Source organism: Vallitalea pronyensis (assembly GCF_018141445.1).
Taxonomy (GTDB): domain Bacteria; phylum Bacillota; class Clostridia; order Lachnospirales; family Vallitaleaceae; genus Vallitalea; species Vallitalea pronyensis.
Genome location: NZ_CP058649.1, coordinates 269,977 through 295,298, shown reverse-complemented (window position 1 = coordinate 295,298; position 25,322 = coordinate 269,977). Strand labels below are relative to the sequence as shown.

Annotated in this window: 25 protein-coding genes; 17 read left to right on the top strand and 8 right to left on the bottom strand. The window is 35.2% G+C overall.

The features are described from left to right. Positions 1-9: 9 nt before the first annotated feature. Positions 10-2,217, bottom strand: a complete 2,208-nt coding sequence (locus HZI73_RS01230) for a multicopper oxidase family protein (protein WP_212696460.1) — start codon at positions 2,215-2,217, stop codon at positions 10-12. 415 nt (positions 2,218-2,632) lie between these two features. Between HZI73_RS01230 and HZI73_RS01225 the strand changes: the two genes are divergently transcribed. The 5 genes from HZI73_RS01225 (at position 2,633) to HZI73_RS01205 (ending at position 7,162) form a co-directional block, all read left to right on the top strand. Then, positions 2,633-3,061 (top strand): MarR family winged helix-turn-helix transcriptional regulator, encoded by a 429-nt coding sequence (locus HZI73_RS01225; RefSeq protein WP_212696459.1) that lies wholly within the window; start codon positions 2,633-2,635, stop codon positions 3,059-3,061. A 57-nt stretch (positions 3,062-3,118) separates the two neighbouring features. Then, positions 3,119-3,937: an alpha/beta fold hydrolase gene (locus HZI73_RS01220; RefSeq protein ID WP_212696458.1), complete on the top strand. Its 819-nt coding sequence runs from the start codon at positions 3,119-3,121 to the stop codon at positions 3,935-3,937. 432 nt (positions 3,938-4,369) lie between these two features. After that, positions 4,370-4,717 carry a VOC family protein gene (locus HZI73_RS01215; protein ID WP_212696457.1) on the top strand — a complete coding sequence of 116 codons (348 nt, stop codon included), beginning with the start codon at positions 4,370-4,372 and terminating at the stop codon, positions 4,715-4,717. 240 nt (positions 4,718-4,957) lie between these two features. Further along, positions 4,958-6,376: a hypothetical protein gene (locus HZI73_RS01210; protein WP_212696456.1), complete on the top strand. Its 1,419-nt coding sequence runs from the start codon at positions 4,958-4,960 to the stop codon at positions 6,374-6,376. A 120-nt stretch (positions 6,377-6,496) separates the two neighbouring features. After that, the gene (locus HZI73_RS01205; RefSeq protein WP_212696455.1) at positions 6,497-7,162 is read left to right on the top strand and encodes a stalk domain-containing protein; all 666 of its coding nucleotides are present in this window, start codon (positions 6,497-6,499) and stop codon (positions 7,160-7,162) included. Positions 7,163-7,290: 128 nt separating this feature from the next. Here HZI73_RS01205 and HZI73_RS01200 read toward each other — a convergent pair whose 3' ends face one another. The 5 genes from HZI73_RS01200 to HZI73_RS26730 all read right to left on the bottom strand — a co-directional run bounded on the left by HZI73_RS01200 (position 7,291) and on the right by HZI73_RS26730 (position 10,679). After that, positions 7,291-8,187 carry a sensor histidine kinase gene (locus HZI73_RS01200; protein WP_212696454.1) on the bottom strand — a complete coding sequence of 299 codons (897 nt, stop codon included), beginning with the start codon at positions 8,185-8,187 and terminating at the stop codon, positions 7,291-7,293. Between the two features lie 39 nt (positions 8,188-8,226). Beyond that, positions 8,227-9,021, bottom strand: a complete 795-nt coding sequence (locus HZI73_RS01195; RefSeq protein ID WP_212696453.1) for an ABC transporter permease — start codon at positions 9,019-9,021, stop codon at positions 8,227-8,229. Next, on the bottom strand, positions 9,014-9,937 hold the full coding sequence (locus HZI73_RS01190) for an ATP-binding cassette domain-containing protein (protein ID WP_212696452.1): 924 nt from the start codon (positions 9,935-9,937) through the stop codon (positions 9,014-9,016). The genes HZI73_RS01195 and HZI73_RS01190 overlap by 8 nt, the downstream gene beginning before the upstream one ends. Before the next feature lie 63 nt (positions 9,938-10,000). After that, the gene (locus tag HZI73_RS26735; protein WP_330619672.1) at positions 10,001-10,288 is read right to left on the bottom strand and encodes a winged helix-turn-helix domain-containing protein; all 288 of its coding nucleotides are present in this window, start codon (positions 10,286-10,288) and stop codon (positions 10,001-10,003) included. Between the two features lie 10 nt (positions 10,289-10,298). Continuing rightward, positions 10,299-10,679, bottom strand: a complete 381-nt coding sequence (locus tag HZI73_RS26730; RefSeq protein ID WP_330619671.1) for a response regulator transcription factor — start codon at positions 10,677-10,679, stop codon at positions 10,299-10,301. 350 nt (positions 10,680-11,029) lie between these two features. Between HZI73_RS26730 and HZI73_RS01180 the strand changes: the two genes are divergently transcribed. Both HZI73_RS01180 and HZI73_RS01175 read left to right on the top strand, forming a co-directional pair. After that, complete coding sequence (locus HZI73_RS01180) at positions 11,030-11,365, top strand: PadR family transcriptional regulator (protein WP_212696451.1); 336 nt, start codon at positions 11,030-11,032, stop codon at positions 11,363-11,365. Further along, on the top strand, positions 11,358-11,891 hold the full coding sequence (locus HZI73_RS01175; protein ID WP_212696450.1) for a DUF2812 domain-containing protein: 534 nt from the start codon (positions 11,358-11,360) through the stop codon (positions 11,889-11,891). Before HZI73_RS01180 ends, HZI73_RS01175 begins: the two co-directional genes overlap by 8 nt. A 442-nt stretch (positions 11,892-12,333) precedes the next feature. On the opposite strand, the gene HZI73_RS01170 is transcribed toward HZI73_RS01175, so the two are convergent. Next, the gene (locus HZI73_RS01170; RefSeq protein ID WP_212696449.1) at positions 12,334-12,627 is read right to left on the bottom strand and encodes a hypothetical protein; all 294 of its coding nucleotides are present in this window, start codon (positions 12,625-12,627) and stop codon (positions 12,334-12,336) included. Positions 12,628-13,567: 940 nt separating this feature from the next. On the opposite strand from HZI73_RS01170, the gene HZI73_RS01165 reads away from it, so the two are divergent. From HZI73_RS01165 to HZI73_RS01125, 9 genes are all read left to right on the top strand, one after another. Next, positions 13,568-14,212, top strand: coding sequence for a hypothetical protein (locus HZI73_RS01165; protein WP_212696448.1), 645 nt, complete (start codon positions 13,568-13,570; stop codon positions 14,210-14,212). Between the two features lie 312 nt (positions 14,213-14,524). After that, on the top strand, positions 14,525-15,622 hold the full coding sequence (locus tag HZI73_RS01160; protein ID WP_212696447.1) for a polysaccharide deacetylase family protein: 1,098 nt from the start codon (positions 14,525-14,527) through the stop codon (positions 15,620-15,622). Between the two features lie 227 nt (positions 15,623-15,849). Continuing rightward, positions 15,850-17,289, top strand: coding sequence for a glucose-6-phosphate isomerase (locus HZI73_RS01155; protein WP_212696446.1), 1,440 nt, complete (start codon positions 15,850-15,852; stop codon positions 17,287-17,289). A 119-nt stretch (positions 17,290-17,408) separates the two neighbouring features. Beyond that, a complete protein-coding gene (locus tag HZI73_RS01150) occupies positions 17,409-17,948 on the top strand; it encodes a transcription repressor NadR (protein WP_212696445.1) in 540 nt (179 codons plus the stop codon). A 66-nt stretch (positions 17,949-18,014) separates the two neighbouring features. Next, entirely contained in the window at positions 18,015-19,118 is a 1,104-nt protein-coding gene (locus HZI73_RS01145; protein WP_212696444.1) for a PTS transporter subunit IIC, read from the top strand. A 218-nt stretch (positions 19,119-19,336) separates the two neighbouring features. Beyond that, a complete protein-coding gene (locus HZI73_RS01140) occupies positions 19,337-20,935 on the top strand; it encodes a DUF4097 family beta strand repeat-containing protein (protein ID WP_212696443.1) in 1,599 nt (532 codons plus the stop codon). Between the two features lie 80 nt (positions 20,936-21,015). Beyond that, on the top strand, positions 21,016-21,561 hold the full coding sequence (locus HZI73_RS01135; protein WP_212696442.1) for an RNA polymerase sigma factor: 546 nt from the start codon (positions 21,016-21,018) through the stop codon (positions 21,559-21,561). Continuing rightward, positions 21,542-21,880 (top strand): hypothetical protein, encoded by a 339-nt coding sequence (locus tag HZI73_RS01130; RefSeq protein WP_212696441.1) that lies wholly within the window; start codon positions 21,542-21,544, stop codon positions 21,878-21,880. The genes HZI73_RS01135 and HZI73_RS01130 overlap by 20 nt, the downstream gene beginning before the upstream one ends. Before the next feature lie 21 nt (positions 21,881-21,901). After that, complete coding sequence (locus HZI73_RS01125) at positions 21,902-22,537, top strand: hypothetical protein (protein WP_212696440.1); 636 nt, start codon at positions 21,902-21,904, stop codon at positions 22,535-22,537. A 155-nt stretch (positions 22,538-22,692) separates the two neighbouring features. Here the strand turns inward: HZI73_RS01125 and HZI73_RS01120 are convergent, their stop codons facing one another. Further along, positions 22,693-22,983, bottom strand: a complete 291-nt coding sequence (locus HZI73_RS01120; protein ID WP_212696439.1) for a hypothetical protein — start codon at positions 22,981-22,983, stop codon at positions 22,693-22,695. Between the two features lie 288 nt (positions 22,984-23,271). On the opposite strand from HZI73_RS01120, the gene HZI73_RS01115 reads away from it, so the two are divergent. After that, entirely contained in the window at positions 23,272-25,287 is a 2,016-nt protein-coding gene (locus tag HZI73_RS01115) for a methyl-accepting chemotaxis protein (protein ID WP_212696438.1), read from the top strand. Positions 25,288-25,322 lie beyond the last annotated feature (35 nt).

Below are 25,322 nucleotides of genomic sequence, written 5' to 3'. Positions count from 1 at the left end.
TTTACAGTTTTAATGATGTATACAACTTTTTCTAATGCAGACCTTGACGATGTCTTTTTCAACAAATTTATAGGCTACTTGGTCATTGGTTACAGGATGTATGCCGAAATTCTGGGTTTTTCCATACACTTCACATAGCACCGTTGAACCTGTCACCATGAACGAGTCGTTCTCATTAGCATCTTCCCTGTCAATGACGCAATGGAAAGGAAGATCATCTGTAAGAATATGTTCTTTTTTGGTTCCACAATCTAGAACTGCTGTGTAACACAGTGTTTTACGAAGGAAACCACTGATAAATACTTTCTCTGGGCATACTTTTTCAATGTCAGCAAAGACAGTCTTGCTTTGACAAACAGGTGCACTGTTTAATGCAGGTGGTACCAACTGAGTATTCCCCTCCACAACAACCTGACAACAGGTTTGAGGATTACTTTCAACAATAGGACAAGATACAACCTTCATTGGCCGCATCATTTCATTATCTTCATGATCGATGATATGGCAGTGCCATACATAGCCAGGACCGAATGTAGGATCAAATGGGAATAAATTAACACCAGGTTTTGAATCCCCTGAGGGTACATCTTGTGGTGTGAAACGAAGTCTAATCCTCGTGATTTCACTTGGGTTCATCCGTATGGTATCTTTCCACCCCTGCTCATTCAAATCCGGTTCAATGGGGTCACCTATAAGGTATGGCTCTACAGGTAATGGTATGGTTGGGTGTTGAAGAGGGGGCTCTCCATTAATACTTAACCAATCTTCTAAGTATTTATCCGAATCAAAGAGTTGACGATTAACGATTTGGAACTGAATAAGGTGTATATGAACAGGATGAGTAGCTCGTGTCAAGTTAGGAACTTCCCACTCCACAGTGGAACCTACGATGGGCAGCTCTGAGATGGGAGAAGCCCACTTTTGTCCATCCAATAGTAATTCAAGAGGTCCATTGCCATTATTTAATACCACATTGAGTGTTAAGATTTTTTTGGGGACATCTGGAATCAATGTGGGGATTTCATTCAATATAGGTGGAAGAGGCATTGGTGGTACGGATGGTGTATCAAGTACAGTGAACTGCATAATCTGTCCAGTGGTATCTGGGTCAGGTGGATCGCCACCAGGGAAAGGCGCAATGGCATCATTGGTAACGATAATTTTAGTACCGGCGCATTCTTTTGAGAAATCAATTAAAATATCCACACGCTCTGCTGGTGCAATGAGAACTTCTGTTAACGTAACAGGGAATGGCAAAAAGCCACCATCAGAACCAATCTGAATAAAGGACTGTCCATTTGATAATTTGAGGTTATAGAAACGGGAATTGGATCCATTAAGGAATCTAAACCGATATTGTCGTCTCTTAACATTAAAATTAGGCCATACTTTACCGTTGACCATAATGGTGTCCCCAATAAAATCATTCACCCAATAAGGATGAACTTGAGGGTTAACACCTACGTTTGGGAATAATAAGGAACCATCCTCATTAAATGAACGGTCTTGTATAACAATAGGCACTTCATATGGTCCACTTGGAAGCAGTGGTTCTATAGGATTATGAGGATCTCTTAACAAGTAGAATCCAGCAAGTCCTGCAACAACATTAAGTCGTGTAATACCCAATGCATGAGAATGATACCATAAGGTAGTAGGTTCTTGCTGATTGGGATATGTATAGCGGGATTTTAGGAAGTCAGGACCTACCTGCTGCTCACCAGCGGTAAACCACGATTCTGGCCCCCCATCTGAATCGGAGCGAACCTCTCCTCCGTGCAAGTGGGTTGTTACAGGTACAGGACTCTGCGCCAGTGGATAGCCAGGTGGAAAATCAAGAAACGGTGGCTCAGGTGTGGGCATATTATTGGGGTTTGCCCAATGTAAGGTTGGGTCTACGGGAAGAAAATGAGGTTCCGTAAGATTATTGACCCACTGGACATTCACTGGGATACCTCGAACAGCCTCAAAAGTGGGGCCTGGTGTACTGCTGAAACAGGAACCATCTTCAATAATGCCCTCGTAGCCATACACAAGTGTTTTAGGGAAACAATCGGGAAGAAGCTGTTGTTTTAATTGTGTTTCAAAGACCGTATAATTATGGCTCAATACTTTATCATTGGATGGGTCTGTGGCAATAACAGGTTTAAATACAGGCGGTCGCTCCAGTTCATTAACATACTTAGGGATAGTCTTAGGATCTAAAGGTTGGGTCATTTGTTTATCCTCCTTTATGGATTTATATAAATAATTGTAGTAAGAAATGTATCTCTACGATTAAATATATGTGACTTAAATATAAATATGATGGGTAAATGTTGAGAAAAGGTAATAAAAGTAGTTAAAAATGTGTAAATATAGTTTGGAAAATATTGTCTAATATTTTATGGATAATTCTTTAAATTATCCAATGCCACTATTTTTAATTTGCTTAAAACCAGCAGTATAGAGGAAGTCACACAATCTAATAAAAAGACATTAAATGAAGATGTTACAATAAATCATAAAGGTTTAGGTGAAGAAAACTATGACCATTCAAAGAACAGAAATTGATGAAAGTCTAAAATTAGATATTGACAAAAATAGTAATAAATAGTAAAGTATGATTAGAGTTCTAATTATGGAGGAAAATATGGCAAAACTACATCTAATGAACAAGTTGGGTAGGATCTATCTTACATGGACAAGGAAACTCCAACGTGAGCTTGTCCCTCATGATATCTCCTTAAAACAACAGTTTGTTTTAAAGCAATTGAAAAAGAAATCATTTTTATATCCCTTTCAAATAGCAGAAATGCTGTATTGCGACCGTCCTACAGCAACAGTAATCATAAAGAATCTAGAAAAAAAAGGTTGGGTCAAAAGAGAAAGAGATCCAGAAAACGCTAGACAATATAGGATTTCCATCACTGAGGACGGGCTTATAAAACTAGAGTCCTTATATGGTGCTTGCGGACCTAAGGACATGGATCGGTTCGATCCATTGAAATGTCTAAGTAGTGAGGAGAGGGAGCAACTGGAGCAATTGATTATGAAGGTATTTAAAAATATGGATTACTAAAATTGATTTTTTTTTAATTTTATAATTAGAACTCTAACTAAAAAATGGAGGTATAATATGGGTAAAACAAAAATTTATAGAAATATTGCTAAGCTGAAGAGTATTGACATGTTTTATTTTGACACAAAGACCCAAGGACCAACAGTTCTTTGTCTTCATGGATTATGGGGAAGAGCAGAAACTTGGTCTGACTTTATCCAACACTATGGAGAACAGTATAGAATTATCGCACCAGATCAAAGGGGACACGGATTAAGTAGTAAACCTGAATCAGAATATACAACTGAAGAAATGGCTGGGGACATCATTGAACTATTGAATTTTTTGAAAATAGATTCAGTCATTTTGGTAGGTCATTCTATGGGTGGAGCAATAGTAGCATATTTAACAGCGGTATATCCTAAGTATGTAAAAGCAGTAGCTATACTTGATATTTCTGCGGCAGGACCTGTAGAGCCAAATAAACTATTAGATAAAAGTGAACGCAGTGACCCAATGACTAAAGATTGGCCCTTGCCATTTGCCACACTAAACGAAGCAATGAATTTTATTAAGCAAGCTACAGAATCAAATTTGGAGTATCAACATTTTATGAATAGTTTGGTAGAAACGCTAGAAGGATATCAGATGTTGTTCAGTTCTAAGGCTATGGCAAGTTACTTAGCACATAGACAAGATTGGTTTCATATCTTGCCAAACATAAAGTGTCTAGTGTTGTTAATTAAAGGAGCAATAGCAGAAGAGGATTTTCTTAAGATGAAATCTCTAATTCCGAATTGCCTTGCCTACAAAATGTCAAATACTAATCATAATGTTCATTTAGGACATAAAAGAGAATTTTATCAATACTTTGATGAATATTTAAAGAGAATATAAAAATTAATCCACAAAAGTAGTTTAACATGGCTTTCTATGAAATCAGCAATAATTAAGGACGAAGCTATTTGGTTACATATAACAATCATTGAATACGCTGGTTATAAACAATAAATTAAAAAATAATAAAAGAATTTTAAATTTACAACTCTGACATTTATATGACAGAGTTGTTTTGTTATGATTAAATCTCTACAGTACATACCCCATTATGGTCTCCAGAATCTAAACATATTGCATACCTTAGCTAGGATAACGGATAGTAAGGAATTTCATATACATGAATTTGATATTTCAACAAATTAAAAGATATCTAGGACAGAATTAGAGATAATCATAAGATGAATAGAATGGTATCCGTTTATGGTTGATGTTATAATGAAATAAGCATTGTACATAATGATTAGAATTTAAAATAGGGAGTTGATAGAAGTGGAGTTTGGAGAGTTATGTTTACTTACAACCAATGTTCCAAGGTTAGCAGATTTTTACAAAAAGGTTTTAAGAACCTCATCAGATTGTGATAGTGAAATACATCAAGCCATCACAATCAAAGGTGTTACATTGGCTATCTATAATAATGGGCATGTAAAAAATAGTAAAAATGAGAACATGGTTGTTGCTTTCACTGTGGATGATGTTGATCAAGCGTATGAGAGGTTAAGTCAACTTGGTGTAAAAATCATTGAAAAGCCAACAACAAGACCTTGGGGAGCTCGAAATATGTATTTTGAAGATACTGATGGTAATCAAGTGGTTTTTAGAAGTTTTCCTAATTGAGATATGGTATCCTTGATTGTTAAGAAATCGAAAATAAGTTATAATAAAACGGATATGGTGGAATCAATAAAGGGGTATTCCTCATGCATATTGGTAATACAGAAGATAAAGTATAGGAGGGATTATGTATAGTGTAGAAACAAATGGACATGATAAACACTTAATGAGTTTACATAAGTAGCGCAGTATTAACCATGTTTATAGTGCATCTTATTAGGATGTGATGAGAGGAAAATATGAATGAAAAAAATGTTATATAAACATAAAATAATATCGATTGTAACACTATCTATTGTCACCATAGGATTGGTTGTATTAGCTCTTTCCATGCAATCACATAGTAATAATGTTGATGATAATTTAAAAGATAATGATGACATGAATGCTAATGCTAATGAATTAACGAAAGAAGAAGTGATAACTTGGGTTAAGGAGCAGAGTGAACATAAAACAGATTATTATGAGGAATTTGAATATGAATTAGTTAATCTGGATAGTGATACAGAACTAGAAATAATCGCTAAGAATATTGGTGGCGTACATCTTGGTAATTTCTATATTTTTGATATGAATGAAGAGGGTAAACCTGAACTCATAGCCGATGAAAAGTGGCATATATCGGAATGGAATGTAATGAAGCCTATGATGGTGGGTGGGAAAAAAATCTTTGAAGTAATAGACAGAACGGGGGGTACAGGTGTTGATGTACTCACATCCCATCTATGGTACATAGAAAATGGAGAATTTATCAAAGCTTGGGATGGTATATTAAAGTCCCGCTCTACTTATAAAGACGATTATAATTTAAAAATGGGGAGTTATCAATTTAATGAAGATAATAACCTTCTATATACATGGCTAAGCAGCTATTTATATGATGCAGATGGTGTCAACCTTAAAAAGATTGATGGAACCGAAACCATCATTTATACATTTGATGGTACGAGATTTGTGGAGTCTCTAACAAACATGACGCCTAAAACGCAACCAACTGGAGCAACTCCAAGTAACAGGTTAACAGATACAGAAAAACAAGAAATTAAGCAATACATTGATTGGATATATAATAGCCATTATGTAGAAGCAGTGCCCGTATTTGAAGACATCAATCAAGCCAGTGAGGATTGGATTTGGAGGATGGCATCAGAATACCTTGTACAAACAAAAGGAACACATGAGTTCACCTCTGATGAAGTGGAAAAAGCAGCTAAAATACTATATGGTGACGACTTTTCAAAAAAGATCACAAAAACTAGTTCAAGGTTAGTGAAGTATTTAGAAGAGGATAACATGTATTGTCTTGTTGGCATGAGCGTAGATATGATATGGGACTATATGGTAAAAACAGTGGTAAAACAAGAGAATCAATACACCATTGAGATTGTTGAATACATAGAGTCTTATGAAATGGGATTAGACCCTGTAGAGAGAGTAGTATTGAATTCAGAATATGAAGAAATAACATCCTTTCCAATAAAACATTTTTCAGCATCTAACGATGAAGAAAAGAAACTATTAGAAGAAGAATCCGAAACAATTAAAGCCAAAATCAAAGATTTCGTGTTCAAAAATGCAGATCAATTCCATGCCAAAGAATTAGTCATAGAGAGAAATGAAAAAACTGGGTTACTACATATTGCAGCAGTAAGGAGTAAATAACTGATAAAGTACATGTGATTATTTATATAGTAAGGGAAATAGGAGTATGGGTGATGCATAATACCATACTTCATAATCCCTAAAATCAGTATGATGAAACAGTATTATGGAGGGATTAATTTGAAAAAGAACAGACGAATGATAATAGCGGTATTATTAATATGTATAACATATTCAGGTATTACTTTTGCATATAGTAACACTAATATTGAAGTGTTATTTAATTATATTAATATAAAAATTAATGGCGAAAAAGTGGATTTAGATAATTTTATATATGAAAATACAACATATGTACCATTACGTAAAGTATCTGAATTACTCAATAAAGATGTGATTTGGAATGACGTAACAAAAACAGCTAATATAGTAGAAAATAGTAATAGCAGTAAAGCTTATTACACAGAATATGATGGTTTTAGAAATGCATTAATAACACATATAAATAATAATGAATTAGATTTGGAATTTATAATCAAAAATATAACGCAAGAAGATATAACGATTACTTTAAAATACCCCTATTTTGATTTTGCTATCTATGATGAAAACGAGTCAGAAATTTATCGACACTCTAAGGCGTACCCGATTTATGCTACGGTGATTAAAGATGAAAAGATAAATAGTGGTGATAATTTTGTTGTTAAGGAGAAAATAGATTTGACTGATTTAAACCTAGTATCATGCAAAATATATAAAGTTGTATTTGATACGGATGTGGAGATAAAGGCCAACAAACGTTATTATAAATTAAGGGAAGATGCTTACTTTAAGATTCCAGAATAACATCATTATTAGAGGAAAGATATAGGATAAAGGTTTAAAGGAGAGCATTGGAGTATTATAAACCATTTACAAATAAATGTTATCTATTGGTTTTGCAGTACACTTAAGATGAAATAAGTTAATTCAAACTAAACGTTATGGTACACGTTTAAAGCAACACATATATCAAGTTCATCATTATCAAGTGTTGCATACACATACCCATCCATCTTCTCAGTTAATTGGCGTACGATGGATAAACCAAGACCTGCCCCGTTACCTCTTGCTTTATCTCCTGTGTAAAAACGATCAAACAATCGATTGATATCGATCGATGACCCATTAGAAACAGTATTATTAAAAGATATAATGGCATATTGGTCTGTATAGACTTTGACCCGAATGTGCCCTTTGCCATGGGTTAGGCAGTTTCTGATAAGGTTCTGAATAACTCTTATGGTTAATAATCGGTCGGCGTAAGCATATACGGCGTTATCCTCTTCAACGATCACAGACATGCCTTCTTTTTCAAAAGAAGCTACATATTCTGCGAGACATTCTGTTACCAGGTTTGTTAAATTAATACGTTCCCAATGGATGTGAATATCTGCTGTTAAGGCGGATGAATATTGATAAAACTGTTCAATCAGCTCTTCTAAAGCTCTTGCATGTTTTTGTGCAATATGTAATTTTTGGAGTTGATTGGCTGTCAATTCTTCTTTTTCCATAAGTTGCTGATAGCCTTTAATAGCCGTCAGCGGTGTCCGTAGATCATGTGAGATATTAGCAATCATTTCTTTAAAGCGTTTTTCTTCCCCCACGACTTCTAGGCGGAGTGCTTCCTCCGCCTTAAAAAATTGATTGATATTGTGAGCTAAATGGTTGAGTTGTTTATTGAATAATTCAATACTGATGGGCTGCCTCGTATGTTCAAGAAATCGTTTTGACATCTGCTGATTCATACTGCGTAACTGAATTTGAAAGAAAGCGATATAGCCCATCAGTAATAATATAATCATAAACAAGATACCTATTATAATGACCATGCTTACAACCACCTTTAATGATTCATATCATAATAGCATTTATTTAATCTCCGCTTTTTTAAATAAACGGTTTGTTAGACTTACTATAACAACAATATATAAAACAATGATCAATATTGTTTTTATAATAGATGTCCATGGCGTATCAAGGGTCAGTAAGATGTGCCTACCACCGTATGGGGTAAGTGCAAATAATCGGTCAAACTGAGGAAATTTACCCTCTAATAATAATAACTGAGCACATATACCTCCGAAACCATAATAGAGACCAACAATATACAAGGGTTTTTTTAGTTTAAATCCTAATAGTATGGTGATACTTAATTGACTGATATATACACCCATCAATGTTATCATAACAATCACCAATTTCAACACATTGGATGCTGTTAAGGTTTTACCGCTATCTGTCAGTAAACCAAGAAACCCTACCGATTGATCTACCATACTAAACACATCGCCTGTTGCAAAACCAATGCCAACAATAATAGCATAAGGTAATAAAATAAAACCAATGACTAAGCATAGTACAAGGGTCTTACTTATAATAACTTTTCCTCTGCTATGCCCACTTGCTATCAAATCGTGGATAACCTTGTTGTTCATATCACCACAAATCAGAATACCTGCAGTTACAGCACCAATGACGCTCATAATATGTGCATCTGAAAACATTAAACCAAGATCAGCAAAATTAGGGTTCATTCTACCTTGTGGTATCAAATAAGCCATCAGTATCATGATTGTAGCACATATTGTGCTGATAAGGAATAATGCTTTAATATAGGTTGATCGGCTTACCTTATACAAATCCGCTCTGACTAAATTATACATCCTTACCACCCCCAATAACAGAAACAAAGTAATCTTCTAATGTATCCCCTCTAACAGATAAGTCCGTTGCAATAATGCCATTTTCATAAATTACCTGAGCCACCCATTCTTTTTTATTCAAATAATCGTACAATTTTACACTCTTATCGGGCATCACTTGATAGCTTTTGGTGTGAAGTTTCATTTCAAGTATACTTACCAGTTTTTCTGGCTCATTACAACCTATATGAATATGATGTTTACATTGTCCCTCCAACGCTTCTAGGGTAATCTCTTGTTTGATCTTGCCTTGATGAATAATAATATAGTCTGTTGCTGTTTGATAAAGTTCTGGAAGATTGTGACTGGAAATCAAGATGGTTATGTTCAACTCTTCACATAGTTTTTTGATAAGGCTTCTTATCTCTACGATACCAATGGGGTCAAGACCATTAATAGGCTCATCAAGCATGAGAAACTCGGGATTACCTAATAAAGCATTGGCAATACCTAAACGCTGCTTCATCCCTAGAGAGAAATGTTTAATCTTTTTCTTGCCTGTTTCAGCAAGTCCAATACGTTTCAATAACTCAACCTCTAGTTCCTTATCTGGGATACCTCGGGATAGTCTTCTGTACCTAAGGAATTCTTTTGCGGTCATATTTGGAACAAGTCCAGGGTATTCAATCATACAGCCAATCCTTTTTCTTTCCAGCTGTAACGATTTATCTCCAGTATGCCCAAAGAGTTCAAAGGTTCCCGTATCTGGGAATGTAAGACCAGATACGACACGCATAAACGTTGTTTTGCCTGCACCATTCTGACCAATTAACCCGTATATTTTACCGGTAGTTAGGGTTATGGATACATTGTCTAAAGCTTTAACACCACGATAGGTTTTTGTTAGATTATTCGTTTTTAAAACACATTCATCCATCTTTACACCATTCCTTTCTATCACTAGTGTATTATGCAAAGGTTAAGAAAGGGTTAAGAAAAATTATGATCGATTTTTGTATAAACGGTATCCCAATCCCCATACTGTTTCAATATATTGCGTTTTGGGGTTGGCTTTTTTTAACTTATTTCTAAGATGACTCATATGGGCTTTTATGACATTGTCATCTCCAAGATACCTATCTTCCCAAATCGATTCATAGAGGTTAGCTTTGGTAAAGACTTTATCTTGGTGGGTCATTAGCAGCTCTAAAATCATATATTCTTTTTGCGTCAGTTCTATAATCTGCCCCCTAATTGTCACACATCGCCGCTCAATATCCATTATCATATCGTTATATTCAAGTACAGGTGTTTCCTGTTTTGGACTGCCTTAGATTAGTCTCTATGCGGGCCATTACTTCTCCTAGATCAAATGGCTTTGTGATATAGTCATCTGCTCCTAATTTCAACAAGTCTATCTTGGTTTTAATCATCTGACGAGCCGAGATGATAATGATAGGAATATCGGATATTTCCCGAACCTCTTGTAAGATTGCTTCACCGCTTTTATAAGGAAGCATAATATCTAATAAGATAAGATCATAGGATAAAGTCTTAGCTTCTTCTATTCCTGTTTTACCATTATAAACAGATTGTACCATGTAGCCCTCATTGGTTAACATTTCTGCTAACATAAGATTTACATCCTTGTTATCTTCGATGATTAATACATGATGCATCGTATCCTCTCCATTCAAAATCATGACAATCTTTAACCATGACCAACACTTAAAAGTTGTAATACATATCATACTACTTTAGCATCATTTTATATGACGCGTTTATTAATTTCAAGATAAAATATGTTGCATATTCATGGACTTACATAAATGAATGCTGTAAAGAACGTACTTTAAATACATAAAGTAGCCTTATCTAAGTGATACATAGGAACATTATGTTAATGGAGAATATACTCTTTAATAAAATAGCTTGACAAATATATCGGCAGCCGATATAATTATGTCATCAAGCGATATGTCCACAAACGATATATTAGCTATTACTAAGAGAAATTGGAGGTATTCTTATGCCAGAGAGTCATGAGAGAATGGCTTTAACAGAAGCAGTATTCTATATATTACTTACATTAAAAAAACCTCTACATGGTTATGGCATTATGCAGAAGGTTAGTGAAATGAGTGGAGATAGTGTTCAATTAGGCAGCGGAACCCTCTATGGTGCGATTAATACACTGCTAAATAAAGGGTGGATTAAAATACATCGCCAAGAAGGTACCAGTCGCAAGAAAAAAGAATACATTATCACAGATGAAGGTTTACATATAGCACACCAAGAGTTACGACGCTTACAACATCTGACAACATTAGGTGAAGATATACTAGGAGGTAAGGACAATGACTAAAATAGCTTTTCGATTTTTTATAGACTATGAGAAGGAAGAAAAATGGCTTAATGAGATGGAAAGTAAAGGGTTTCATTTTCTACGATACTGTTTTTTCTTCTATATATTTGAAAGAGGTAATCCCAATACCTATACTTATGGTATCGAATTGCTGGAAGATATGTCACATCATAAAAACTACGACTATTTAAATTTTCTAAAGGATACAGATATAGAGCATGTGGCTTCATGGGCGAGATGGGTTTATTTGAGAAAAAGGAAAGAATACGGTCCTCTTAATCTTTTTACAGATTTAAGCAGTAAATACAGCCATTTCAAACGTATCTTCACATTTCAGGTGTGTTTACTACCAATCATGATAGCAAGTTTTATTAAGTTATTAGATTTAACATGGCATGAAGGTGATTTCTTCTACGTCGCTGTGAGCGTTCTATACACCATATTTCTAATATTTTTTACATCCAATACAATCAGGACACACTATAAAATTAAGCATATCAAGGAGAATATGCAGATTCATGAATAATATAGGTAGGGTAACAGTAATGTTTTAGCATGCTGTTACCCTTTAATATTACTCTTAGACAAATATGCTTATCGTATTCTTAATGTACGTATTAATTGTTATAAAAACCTAACTGTAGCAAATGCAATAAAACTAAATAAACCAATAATAAACCAAAATATAGAGAGGACATAAAATATCATCCATATTTTTTTCTGTTTTCTTCTTGAATTAGTAATGTTAAATATACCAATAACAAATAATAAAAACCCAATAAAAAAGATTGGTATATTGCTGTAAATATAGTTAAGTACCGTATATAGCATAGTTGGTATACTTATCACGATCATACTGATATATAAATAGTCTTTTTTTATAAGATGCATTTATGTAATCTCCTTTTACTCAACTTTATATGCAAAAGTATATCATTAATCAAAAATAAATCCATAGATAATTTATATTACGATAAGATATTTAGTGTTTTCAGTAATTTTATACAGTCATAATATCCTGCTAAATATAAGGTATCATTAGCACAGGCTATTTGATGATTGCGCTGTTCAATGTAATGATGCAAGAACGTGCAGTCCTCTGGTGGCAATCTGTTAATAATAGATAAATATTTTTCTTTATGATTCATTAAATAACACTCAAGCTCTTGGTATTCCATATCTGTTTTAATAAAGCTAATGTCTGCATCAGCTCGCATCTGTGAAATGAAGTAACTAAAACATTCGTTTATATCGCCCATCATAATCCTCCTATTTTTTATTAATATGTATCAAAACATATGTAGTATTGTATCATTTTTTAACGACGTATCTATACGCATGTGCGTGTAAATCAAAGAATAAGTACCCAAAAGGCATGAAAACTTATATTAGATGGAGTTCCTATGTAGCTATCTTAAAATAAAATCATTTTATCAAGTGATGGGTTAGGTAAGCTAGGGCTATGGGCATCCTTCCGTAAATGCCGTCTCTTTCATATTAATTGTGGCTATTGGTTTCTGGCGAAGGGGTATAGGTAGTGTTCTTCCGACACGCTAAACGTCCATGTTTAGATTGTCGGCGCTCACCGTCCTGGTTCGCTCTCCACACTACCTATACCCCTTCGCCTATATGTTGACGTTAATATGAAAGAGACATCATTTACTATCTTATTGGTTTCATACAATTCTTCCTTTACTTCATAATGTTCTCAATTACTTGTTCTAAAAAATCTTTGTCAACACGTGCTCTAATCTTTTCTTATTAAATCCACAAGTTCTTTCCACTTATGTTTTTACAAACGCTATATGTTTAGTATATATACCCATAGCCCCTTTCAATTGCCTAGTAGGTAGATAGGTACCATAAATCCGTGATGTTTAAATCATGGTTAGAAATTCTTAGTGAATGAAAAGATGAATGGCGTTAAAAAACTGAAGTGTTTGAACGTTAGTGAGTTTTCAGTTTTAGACATTCAGCTTGGAATGAACTTAGTATTTCAGCCATGATTTAATCTGAACGGATTTATGGTACCTATCTACCTACGGAAGTCTTACACAATGTCTTCCCATCCTACCAAATATGTAATCTTTTCATGCCGTTGTCATATCATGAAAAATAAAATAAAATTTCTTATAAAATTATGGAACAAAATAAACCCCTCCTACGTCTAACCCACTGTAACACTTAGAAAGGGGTTATATAGTGAAAAAGATATGCATTTGGTTAAGTATCCTATGCATAATGATTTTCTTAGTAGGATGCTCAGAAAAGCCAAATAATAACACACAAAATCCTGCGGTAGAAACAGAATCAGGAACCAAGGATACGCCAAATTCGGACTCATCCGTTGAAAATGAAGGGGAAACAGATGACGAAGTAGATGGCGAAGAGGGGCAAGTGAATCATCCAGAAAAACAGCCTGAAAATGGCGAAACAGCAGAAAGCTCTGACTTAGCAACCATCTATAGCATAGCACTTGAAGCCATTATGCCCGTAGACGATGCACTTAACGAAGACATGACGTACATAGCCATTAATGGCGGAACGTTAGTGGATGCTACAGATGAAGATATGCAGACGATTTTGAGTTATTTTAACAAGTATAATGTGGAAGTTAAAAACACATCCTTTAAAGAACTAGAAGAAGAAGGGCTGGTTCAGGAAGGAAATTATATTGAGGGGATTTTACTTGAAATCGACGATGTGGAGTCAAAAACCGATGATAAAGTGGTGCTTAATGTCAGTAAATTCCGTTCGGGTCTAGGTGCAATTGGCATCAAAGCAACGATCATCAAGGAAGAAGCAGGCTGGAAACTAGAAAGTACAGAAGAGACGTGGATTAGCTAAAATGAAATTGGGTTATTATAAAGAGGGTAAAAATGGGGCAATCTCATGTAAGCTGTTACAGTGTATGAGATATGCCCCATTTTGTGGAGTCATTATTGCTAGAATCAAGATGTTTATTTAGTGATCAACATAATTTTTTAATAAATTATTCATAGAAATTTAATGGTAATATAAACCTAATAATCTAGATTTATGTCATAAAATCAAGTATAATATAGACCAAGATAAGAATTTATGTGATTAATCTATGGTGCTAAAAGAGAAAAGAAAATCATAAGCAATGGGTTATGTTTTACAAAGGGGAGAAATAAGATGGCTAAAAAGAAGAAAAAAGAATCAAAAACATTAAAAGCACTTTTGGTGCTATTGTTAGTAGTAGCAGCAGTAGGCATAGGCGTAACACTAGGTTCTAGTGCATTCAAAATAAACCAAAATAAAAATAATCCTACTGTAGCAGCTGATGTTGATGAAGATGCTAACCAAAATCGTATAGATAACGCAAGTCAAAATGCGGCAGAGGATCAGAATTCAGTTAAAGATCAAGAAGCAACACAACTGGAACAACAACCGGAAGATCAAGGGACAGAAGAACCCGAGGAACAACCGGAAGATCAAGCAGAACAGCAATCCGAAGATAGTAACGAAGACGACAATGCCGAGCTTCCACAAGGTAGTGATACAGGAGACTTAGACACTTCTGAAGTGGATGTGAATGGATTATCCAATATAAGTCATAGCTGGAGCTGGAAAAGAAACAAAGAACACAGACGACCAGAGGCTTATAACAAATTTGATATTAAACCTTATGATGCTTATTATGTGATGAATACCGATGAAAAAGTTGTTTATTTAACCATGGATGAAGGCTACGAAAACGGTTATACATCCATGATATTAGATACTTTAAAAGCCAATGATGTTCAAGCAGCTTTTTTTGTCACAAAACCCTATGTAGAGCATAACTTAGAGTTGACTAAGCGGATGAAAGAAGAAGGTCATATCGTTGGAAATCATACCGTGAACCATAAAAAAATGCCTACACAAACGGATGAAGAGATTAACTATGAGATAGAAGAAACAGAACGGTATTTTGAAGAGATGACAGGGTATAAGATGGATAAGTTTTTTAGACCACCCACTGGAGAATACAGTGAAAGAACACTTTATTTGACCCAGCAATTAGGTTATAAGACCATGTTTTGGAGCTTGGCTTATGCGGATTGGTACCGTGAAAAAGAAAAACAACCAGGAAAAGAATATGCTCTAAACCATGTGTTGGAAAATGCCCACCCAGGTATGATGCCATTATTACATGCCGTATCATCATCCAATGCAGAAGCCCTTGATGATATCATTAAACAATTAAAAGAGCAAGGTTATCGTTTTGGCAGTTTATATGAAATAGAGTAACAGGGTCAGATTATAATCCATATCCTACACTGAGGAAAGACAGTGTAGGATATTTTCATGTTTTAAAGCTTTACAAAGACGGAACAATTCTATATAATTTAAACTGGTTAAAAAAAGCTGAATAAGTGGTAAAACATACCATTTATTTTTTCATAAAAAAAGAAAGGTTCATAGGTTTTTGCTCATAATAACTATGACACTTTTAAAAAAATATAGGAGGTACATACATGTCCAACAGATTTGAACAACAAACATGGCGTGAAAGTATGAAGTTAAGACTTGACTTTAATCATATGATGACAGCATTCGTCGGTGAAAGTGGTATTGATGAATCCCAGATTGCTGCTATTGAGGGACAGATTGAAGCAGCTGAGAAAGCAATGGTAGATAAGCGTGCCAACGGTGGGATGGATTGGCGAGACTTACCCTACAATCAAACAGAAGTGGTAGCGGATATTAACGACTATGTGGAAAGTGTAAAAGATGATTTTGATGCCTTTGTTGTACTGGGTATAGGTGGTTCTGCACTTGGACCAATTGCTGTACAACAAGCCATTAATCATCCTTATTATAATGAATTATCAAAAGAGCAAAGAGGCGGCTATCCTAAATTATATGTAGCCGATAATGTGGATCCTGAAAAATTGGTATCCTTATTAGAAGTCCTTGATTTAGAGAAAACCTTATTCAATGTAATCACGAAATCAGGTAGCACATCTGAAACCATGTCCCAATTTATGATTATCAAAAAAATCTTAGAAGAGAAATTGGGTGCTGAGAAAGCCAAAAACCATATTGTATGTACGACAGATGCTAAGAACGGTAACCTTCGCCCAATTGCTGACCAAGAAGGTTACAAGAGTTTTATTATTCCGGCAGGCGTTGGAGGAAGGTTCTCGGAACTTACGCCAGTTGGTTTATTACCAGCAGCTATGTGCGGTATTAATATTGCAGAGCTATTAGCTGGAGCAGGCTATATGGACGAGTTATGTAAGACGGAAGATACATTCAAGAATCCAGCAGCTATGTATGCCATACTCCATTATCTTGGTATGAAAAAAGGCAAGAACATCTCCGTTATTATGCCTTATGCGGACACACTCAAATTCATCGGTGACTGGTATGCGCAATTATGGGCGGAGTCACTTGGTAAGAAATTTGATAACGATGGTAATGTGGTTCATGTAGGGCAAACACCTGTAAGAGCACTTGGTGCTACAGACCAGCATTCACAAGTTCAATTATATGCGGAAGGTCCTAAGGATAAAATCATTGTATTCGTTGGTGTGGACCAATACAAAACATCACTGAACATTCCAAAAATCTACGGGGATATCCCAAGCCTTGGTTTCTTAGGTGGGGAGACCCATAATAAGCTTATTCAAACAGAGCAGATGGCTACCGAGTACGCATTGCTCAAAGGTGGTCAGGCGAACATGACCATTACGTTACCAGAAGTCAATGAATTCACCCTGGGTCAGATTCTATACTTATTTGAAGTGGCAACAGGTTTTGCAGGTGAGTTACTCAACATTAACGCTTTTGATCAACCGGGTGTTGAAGAAGGTAAGAATGCCACATATGCTATGTTTGGACGTCCAGGGTACGAAAAGAAAAAAGCAGAGTTGGATGCCCGTCCAGCAAAAAATAAGAAATATATGATTTAATATAACGTTAATGCTAAGACACCCTAGAATATAATCAATCTAGGGTGTTTTTTTAACTTTTGTTCTAGGCCTATATTTGGCATAGATAATCATATGATTGTATGTTAATATAGTATAGGATGAAACATTATGATAAGAGAGGTGAGACCATGGAAGGTACAAAGCGGAGACAAATGATTATTGAAGATTTAACGAAAAAGCAAGAGCCTATAACGGGTTCACAATTGGCAAAAGCCTGTTCTGTCAGTCGTCAAGTGATTGTTCAAGATATTGCTTTACTCAGGGCTGAAGGACATAAAATCATCTCCACATCCAATGGTTACATGATTTATGAGAAAAAAGCAGATTATACAAGGCTATTAGCCCTTAAGCATACCAAAGAGGACATACGTGAAGAATTACAAACCATTGTGGACTTTGGTGGTACGGTGATTAATGTCATGGTGGAGCATCCTGTGTATGGGGAAATTACCGCGGATTTAATGCTCTCATCTAGAAACCATATTGAAGATTTTATAGATAGACTTGACCAAGCAAAATCCGTTCCATTAATGCGGCTAAAAAGCGGCGAGCATTATCATTTGGTTAAAGCAGCCAATGAAGGTGTCATGAATGCCATTGAGAAAGCGTTAGATGAAAAGGGCTTTTTATTAAAATAGGGTGATAGAACAGACGTCTAATGAGGCTTTTATATACAAAAATTTTACGAAAGGGTGACAAGACACATGAATATACAAAACAAGGATACTAAGCAATCTACAGGGTTTACGTTAAAAAAGCTTGGCAACAGATATTTTGTAGATGGTTTAAGTGGTATGGCGTTAGGATTGTTTTCTACGCTGATCATAGGTTTAATTATAAAACAATTAGGTAGTTTAATAGGGAAAGGCACCATCGGCACTACATTGGTACATATCGGCTCTATAGCAACAGTTATGACAGGAGCAGGTATCGGTGTCGGAGTAGCGCACAAATTAAAAGCGTCTCCCCTTGTGATCTATGCCTCCATTGTTTCTGGACTGGTTGGAGCTTATGCTGGGAAAATCATGAGTGGTCAGGCTTTTTTAGAGGGTAATATCCTATTCATTGGACCAGGTGAGCCATTGGGAGCTTTTATTGCCGTTATGGTGGGTATTGAAGTGGGGCGATTGGTTTCTGGTAAAACAAAACTGGATATTTTACTATCCCCCATGGTAACCATCTTATCAGGCAGTGCAGCTGGCTTGTTGGTTGGTCCATCCATCAGTGCTTTTATGAACGGGTTAGGGCATATCATTGAAGTGGCCACTGTACAACAGCCCTTCCTTATGGGGATTTTTGTGTCGGTTCTTATGGGTATGATTCTAACACTGCCTATTAGTTCAGCAGCGTTATCCATTATATTAGGACTTAATGGATTAGCAGCAGGTGCGGCAACAGTAGGTTGTGCCACACAGATGGTCGGATTTGCAGTGGCAAGTTATCGGGAGAACAAGATGAATGGACTTATTGCACAGGGTTTAGGCACATCCATGTTACAAGTGCCCAATATTGTTAAAAATCCTCGGATATGGATACCGCCAATTATAGCCAGTGCCATATTAGGCCCTGTATCCACCCTTGTTTTCAAAATGGAAAATAATCCTTATGGTGGTGGTATGGGTACTTCTGGTCTTGTGGGGCAGTTAATGACTTATGATACCATGATTGATAGTGAAGCAGGATGGCTTATCATGGTGAAAATAGGCTTGCTGCATGTTATATTACCTGCAATATTAACCTACATCCTATCAAAATACTGCCGCATAATGGGTTGGATAAAAGAAGGTGACATGACGTTAAAATTATAGATAGAGAGGTTCAATTATAAAAGCAATAGCATGTGAATATTATAAGATAAGGGGTTCAGCGTAAAGCCCCTAAAATTTTTTTATTATTTTTGAAGGGTATCCGTGAAAAGCTGCGTCTAAAGTTATGTAAGATTCCATATCGAATGCTATAGCGACATACAAATGATGGATGAGTCATGATCATGATGAGTGGGAGACAGAACATGAGGAGGAGCAACATGAAAGATAAAAAAGTAGGTATCATTACACTGGCTTTAACACTAATTGCTTTAGGCATGATATTAACGTTAAATAATTTTTTAGTTTTTGAAATGTCTAAGGTGCTAAAGGTACTAGCGGCACTGAGTATTATTGCCCTTGGTGTAGAATTTATTTTTATGGAATGGTCCAATAGAAGGAATGAGGAGAAAGTACGATTAAAAATAAGTGGGTTGTGCATTGTTGTATTAGTCATCATTTATGGTGTTTCAACATTTATTCCTCTGGGTATTGTCATCAATAATGATAACGTCTATTTCAATGGATGGTCCCTATTTAACCATCAATATGAGTATAAGTTTGAACGCACCTATGAGGAAGATGCTGAAAATTTAACTAAATTTGCTGTTAAAAACAATTACGGGGATATTGATATCGTAACCACTGAGACAACCAAGGTAACAGTCAATGCCATGATTAGGATTGCTCTAAACGAAGATGATGAAGCTAAGGCAGAAGACATGGCAGATGAAATCATTAACCTAAAGTCTCTAGGTGATACAGTAGAGCTATCTGCTACTAAGTACTATAGTAATACAGTTTCCATTGATTATATCATAGCCGTACCATCCAGTGCAGTAACCACCATCAGCAACGGAAATGGTGACATTCAGATAAAAGGCGTTAAAGAAGTTGCCATAGATAACCGCTATGGTGATGTGGTGATACAGGATATCATAGGAAAAGTATCTTTAATTAATAAAAATGGTCATATCACCGTTAAAAACGTTGGGGATCGATTGGTTGTTGAGAATAGTTATGGTAATGTAGAAGCCAGCTCCATTGATGGCGATGCCAAAATAGAAAACAAGAATGGTGACATTGAAGTAGAAGGGATAAAAGGGGATCTGGACATTGACAATCAATATGATGATATCATCTTTCGTGACATAACAGGCAATGTGGTTATTGAGCATAAGAATGGTGATATTCTAGGGGAGCAGGTAGGAAAAAGTGTTGAAGTCAACACAAGCTATTCTTCTGTTAGCCTTGATAATGTTGAGGGTGATGTGGATATTGAAACAAAAAATGAGAAAGTGACCCTAACCAATATTGGTGGAAGTGTTGTTGTTGAAAATGAATATGGGAAAGTAACAGGCAAAACCATAGGTAATGATATCAGCATTAAAAGTAGAAATGGTTTAATAAAAGTAGAAGATGTTAAGGGTAAGGTAGAAGTAGAAAGTGAACACGATGCCATTGAACTCATTGATATCGATTCCCATATTAAAGTGATACAACAATATGGTAATGTTACTCTGGAAAATACAAGTGGTGATATTGATATTAAAAATAAGAATGGTGATATTACCGTTAAGAATAGAAACAAAGCATTAAAAAATGTTGATATACAGAATGAATATGGTGATGTAACCCTTGATATACCGGATAAGCAGGAAGGCAAATTTACCATTTACACCAAGTATGGTAAGATTAAAACAGATAAAGGTTTGTCCATCTCAGAAAACAATAGTGAACGCATAATTAGTGAAACCTTAGGAAGCGGGTTAAATACCATTTCAATAGAAGCGAAAAATGGTGACGTAACCATAGAATAGTAGATATCGTACATGACTAAAGAGATAAGACAGTCCTATAAGGCGGTGGTAAATTGGATGAGCGCTATATAGAAAATTTAATGAAGCAGGATCAACATGCTTTTCAGCATCTGGTTGAAGACTATCAGTCCAGTTTTTTGACCATGGCTTATAAGTTCACCAATCATTACACCGACGCCGAAGACCTTTGCCAGGAGATCTTTATAAAAGTATATAAAGCATTGCCCACTTATCGGAAAAAAAGTCAGTTATCTACTTGGTTATACCGTATAGCCGTTAACCGATGTTTGGATTGGAAACGCAGGTCCAAATCCAGTTTATTTCAAATGGTCAATCTATCTGACTTTTCACCTGGGCTAAAGACAAATAGGTCAACGGAGGAAGAAGTTATCTACAAAGAGAAACAGCAATTTATTCATCAAACCGTTTACAATCTTAAAGATAAGTATAAAACCATTGTTATTTTATATCATTTTAATGGGTTAAGTTATAAAGAAATCTCAGAAATCCTTAATTTACCCGTTAAAACCATAGAAACAAGGTTATACCGAGCTAGAAAACAAATAAAAGATAAATTAATGCACCAAGGGTATGGAGGTGATATCATTGAAGTACAAGGCATATAATGCTAAACATGAAAAAAACATGGAAGACGTGATAACATTATTAGATGAGCACCCAAAGATTAACCAAGATGACTTTCTCACAACAAAAATTATGCAATCGGTTAATCACTTGGCGAAAAATGAAGTTCCCAAAAAACGCAAACCGTTTACGTTTGAAATGAAATTAGCAGGGAGTCTCATTTGTTCAGGTGTCCTCATCCTAGTCAACAATGTGATAACCTTAGGAAAGGATTTGTATTTTAATGAGGGGGTTATGAAAACCATTGATTCACTAAACCATATACTATCGGATGCCATTAATCGATTAGGTAGATATTAAAAGAAATAAGGAGGTTATTACATGAACTGTTATTATCATCCAGATAAACAAGGGGAATACACATGTCTCGAATGTGGTAAAACCCTGTGTGAATCATGTGTCAGAAAAGATGGTGACAAAACCATCTGTAACATGTGTGAAGAATCCATTCAAGGGGATATTAATTATGGCTATAGTAAATTTTTAGGATTCGTACTGTCCTTGTTCCCAGGAGCAGGTCATATGTATCTAGGGTTTATGGAAAGGGGACTTACGCTGCTGTTAAGTTTTGTTGGTTTGATGTTCTTTTCCAGCATCATCCATTCCAACATTGTTCCTTTTATAATGATTGTATTTTATTTCTATAGCTTCTTTGACGCCTATCACCTGAGAAGAAAAATCGACAATCGTGAAACCATCATCTATCAGAAGTTTAATATTGACAAAGTCTACTTGGCCTATGGATGTGTTGCTGTAGGAAGTATTCTCTTATTAAATGTTATTGTAGATGATTATGTGCGCGACTTCTTAACGTATGCCACCATACAACGCCTTAGAAATATCATCTTCCCACTCTTACTTATTGCTGCTGGTGTCATATTGATTATGCGTATTAAGAAGAAGGAAGAAAAAGTTATTATTGAACATGACTTAGATGACATGGATAAAAGCAGTTAATAAAGATTGGATAAACATGTCCTATGAGATAATAAATAAACAACGCTGTGTTATGGAAGATTAATTCATAGGTTATATAAAAATAATCACAAACCTACTGGTGGGTAGGTGTGATTATTTTTTTGTCTTTTTTGAGGTGTTATTTGGACGATGCATTAAGCCCGTCTACGCTTCTTCTTCTCATCTTCGATTATCTCAATCTCCAAATAATCAAAATCTATTTGTTCAATAAAATGATCCTGTTTGAAGGCTGTACGTCCATAGGCAGGATAGTCCTTATGGTTATCATTTAACCACATAGGGTGCTGGAGATCAAAGGTTTCACATATTTTATCTAAACAGATTTCTGTTAATTGATCTTTGGTTTGGTTTGACTCGTCCATATTAATAACGGTGTCCCTTATAATTTTATTATGTTTATATAGTTTTCCCCATAGTCTAAACATGGTAACGTCCTCTCTATGATGTCATGACAATGTCATAACAAAGTATATGTAATCATTATATAGGCATCGACACTAAGCTTCAACTGTTTTATGAATCTTTTTGTTTGAAGATTATTGTTCCCTTACAAAAAAGGGTTTTATAGTAATGGGTGAGCAAATGCGTATAAAACTACCTTAAAATGGTAATCTTTACAAGTATTTAACATGAATCTAACATGGCTCACATAGAAAAACAGTATAATTTCTATGTACATTTTAAGATAAAATATTTTTCTAAAAGGAGCAAACATGAAGCTAAAGATTAAGAAATTTCATTTTAGAGATATGTGGATGAGTAACCAAATAATGAGTATTATGATTGTCATTGCATTAATTCCATTAATTATCGTGAGTGTATTTGTCAATAACTCCATTAAAAAACAAGTATTCGCTGAAACAGAAAATAAACTTAATCAAGATGTTACATACATTGAAGACTCATTAAAGACAACCATCAATCATTCCATTGAGTTAATTAAAGTTATCAAAACACAGACTAGGCTAGATAAAATATTAGGCGATATTGAGTCAGGACGCATACAAAAATACTCCCCCGAATTCGAGAGCATTACAAAGGTTTTTGAAAACCTTGTTTCAGAATCTGAAGAACTCTATGAACGTATTTTAATTGCCGATGGGCAGGGGAATATGATTAGCAATATAGCCAGAGAAGACGAAGGGTTTCATCTTCTATCCATAGCCAGTAAAGACTATTATAAAGAATTAAAAGGGGATTACTTTATAGGGAAATCCATTATATCATCAGCTACCCGGAGACAAGTGATACCCATTTCCATGAAGATAGCTGACCATGAAGATACCTTAGGTGTCATTGTGATTTTCTTTGATTTAGAAGTGTTAACCAAGGTGCTTCAGAAAGTCAATAACGATCAAGGAACATGTTTATTATTGGATAACAGAGGGTATTATTTATATCATTTTAATGAAGAACAGCTATCAAAGCGTTGGGATAGCTATAAGGAGCACCCACATGATGAAGTGATGACCTATGAAGACAATGGTATCGTATATTATGGAAAAAGTAAAAAAATCGATGGTTTAAACTGGTCCACAGTAGCGCTAATCAAACAGTCCGTGGCTTTAACAACCATCACCCAAATCAATAATAATCTAAAAGGTATGACGTTACTTCTACTTGTATTTATCATTGGTATTTCACTGATATATGCCCGTTTAATAACGAGACCCATAAGCTATTTGGCTAAACAGATGCAAGATGTGATGCACGGTAAATTTAATCACAAAGCCAAATTTCATACCAATCGTGAAATCACCATGCTCAACAATCATTTCACCAAGATGATCATGTATTTAAAGGAAATGATAGAGAGTATCACATTAGCATCAAAAACATTAAATGAATCTTCTGCCACACTCCTGCAAGATACAGAAGAAGCCTATGATTATACAAGAACCACCAATGAATCCCTTGAATCCATTGGCCATGATGCCTTATCCCAACAAGATAACATACAAGTTGGTTTAGATTTACTAAATAGCTTAATGAAAGAAATGGGTAACATAACAGATTCAACACGAGACATTAAAGCGTCCTTTGAAACATCCAAGTCCATAACAGAAACAGGGAAGCAGTCCGTGCAAACACTTCGAGACAACTCAAAGGAAAGCAGTAAAATATCCAAGGAACTTCTAGAAGAAATGAATACCTTAATAGAGGCCATAACGGAAATAGAGAGAATCAGTAATACCATCACAACCATATCCAAACAAACGGACCTCTTAGCGCTTAATGCAACCATTGAAGCAGCAAGAGCAGGTGAATATGGTAGAAGTTTTGGTATTGTAGCCAATGAAGTCAAGGATTTGGCTGGAGATATTCATCATGAATCCAGTCATATCAACGAAATTACAATAGCACTAAAATCCAAATCAAAAGACTTAAAAAAATATATCGCCACAAATCAAAGTATCATTGAAAGTCAAAACACAGCGGTAATAGGTGCTGAAAACTCATTTGCAAATATCACCAATAATAGTAAAACAATCCTGACAAAGACCAGTAATATTATTGATTCCATTCACGAAGTCAAAACAAAAAATGAAGCCATCCATACATTTACGTTGGACTTATCCACTAATTTTGGTGAAACGGTTAATAAAACCACAGCCATCATGGCTTCTGCACAACATCAATTTGCCGTGATTGAAGAGCTAAAGGATGCTTCTTCTGATTTACAAATACAATCCAATACGTTGGTTAAAGCCGTTGAAAATTTTTCATAAACGATTTAAAAATACTGACTCAATTTTTTGAGCAG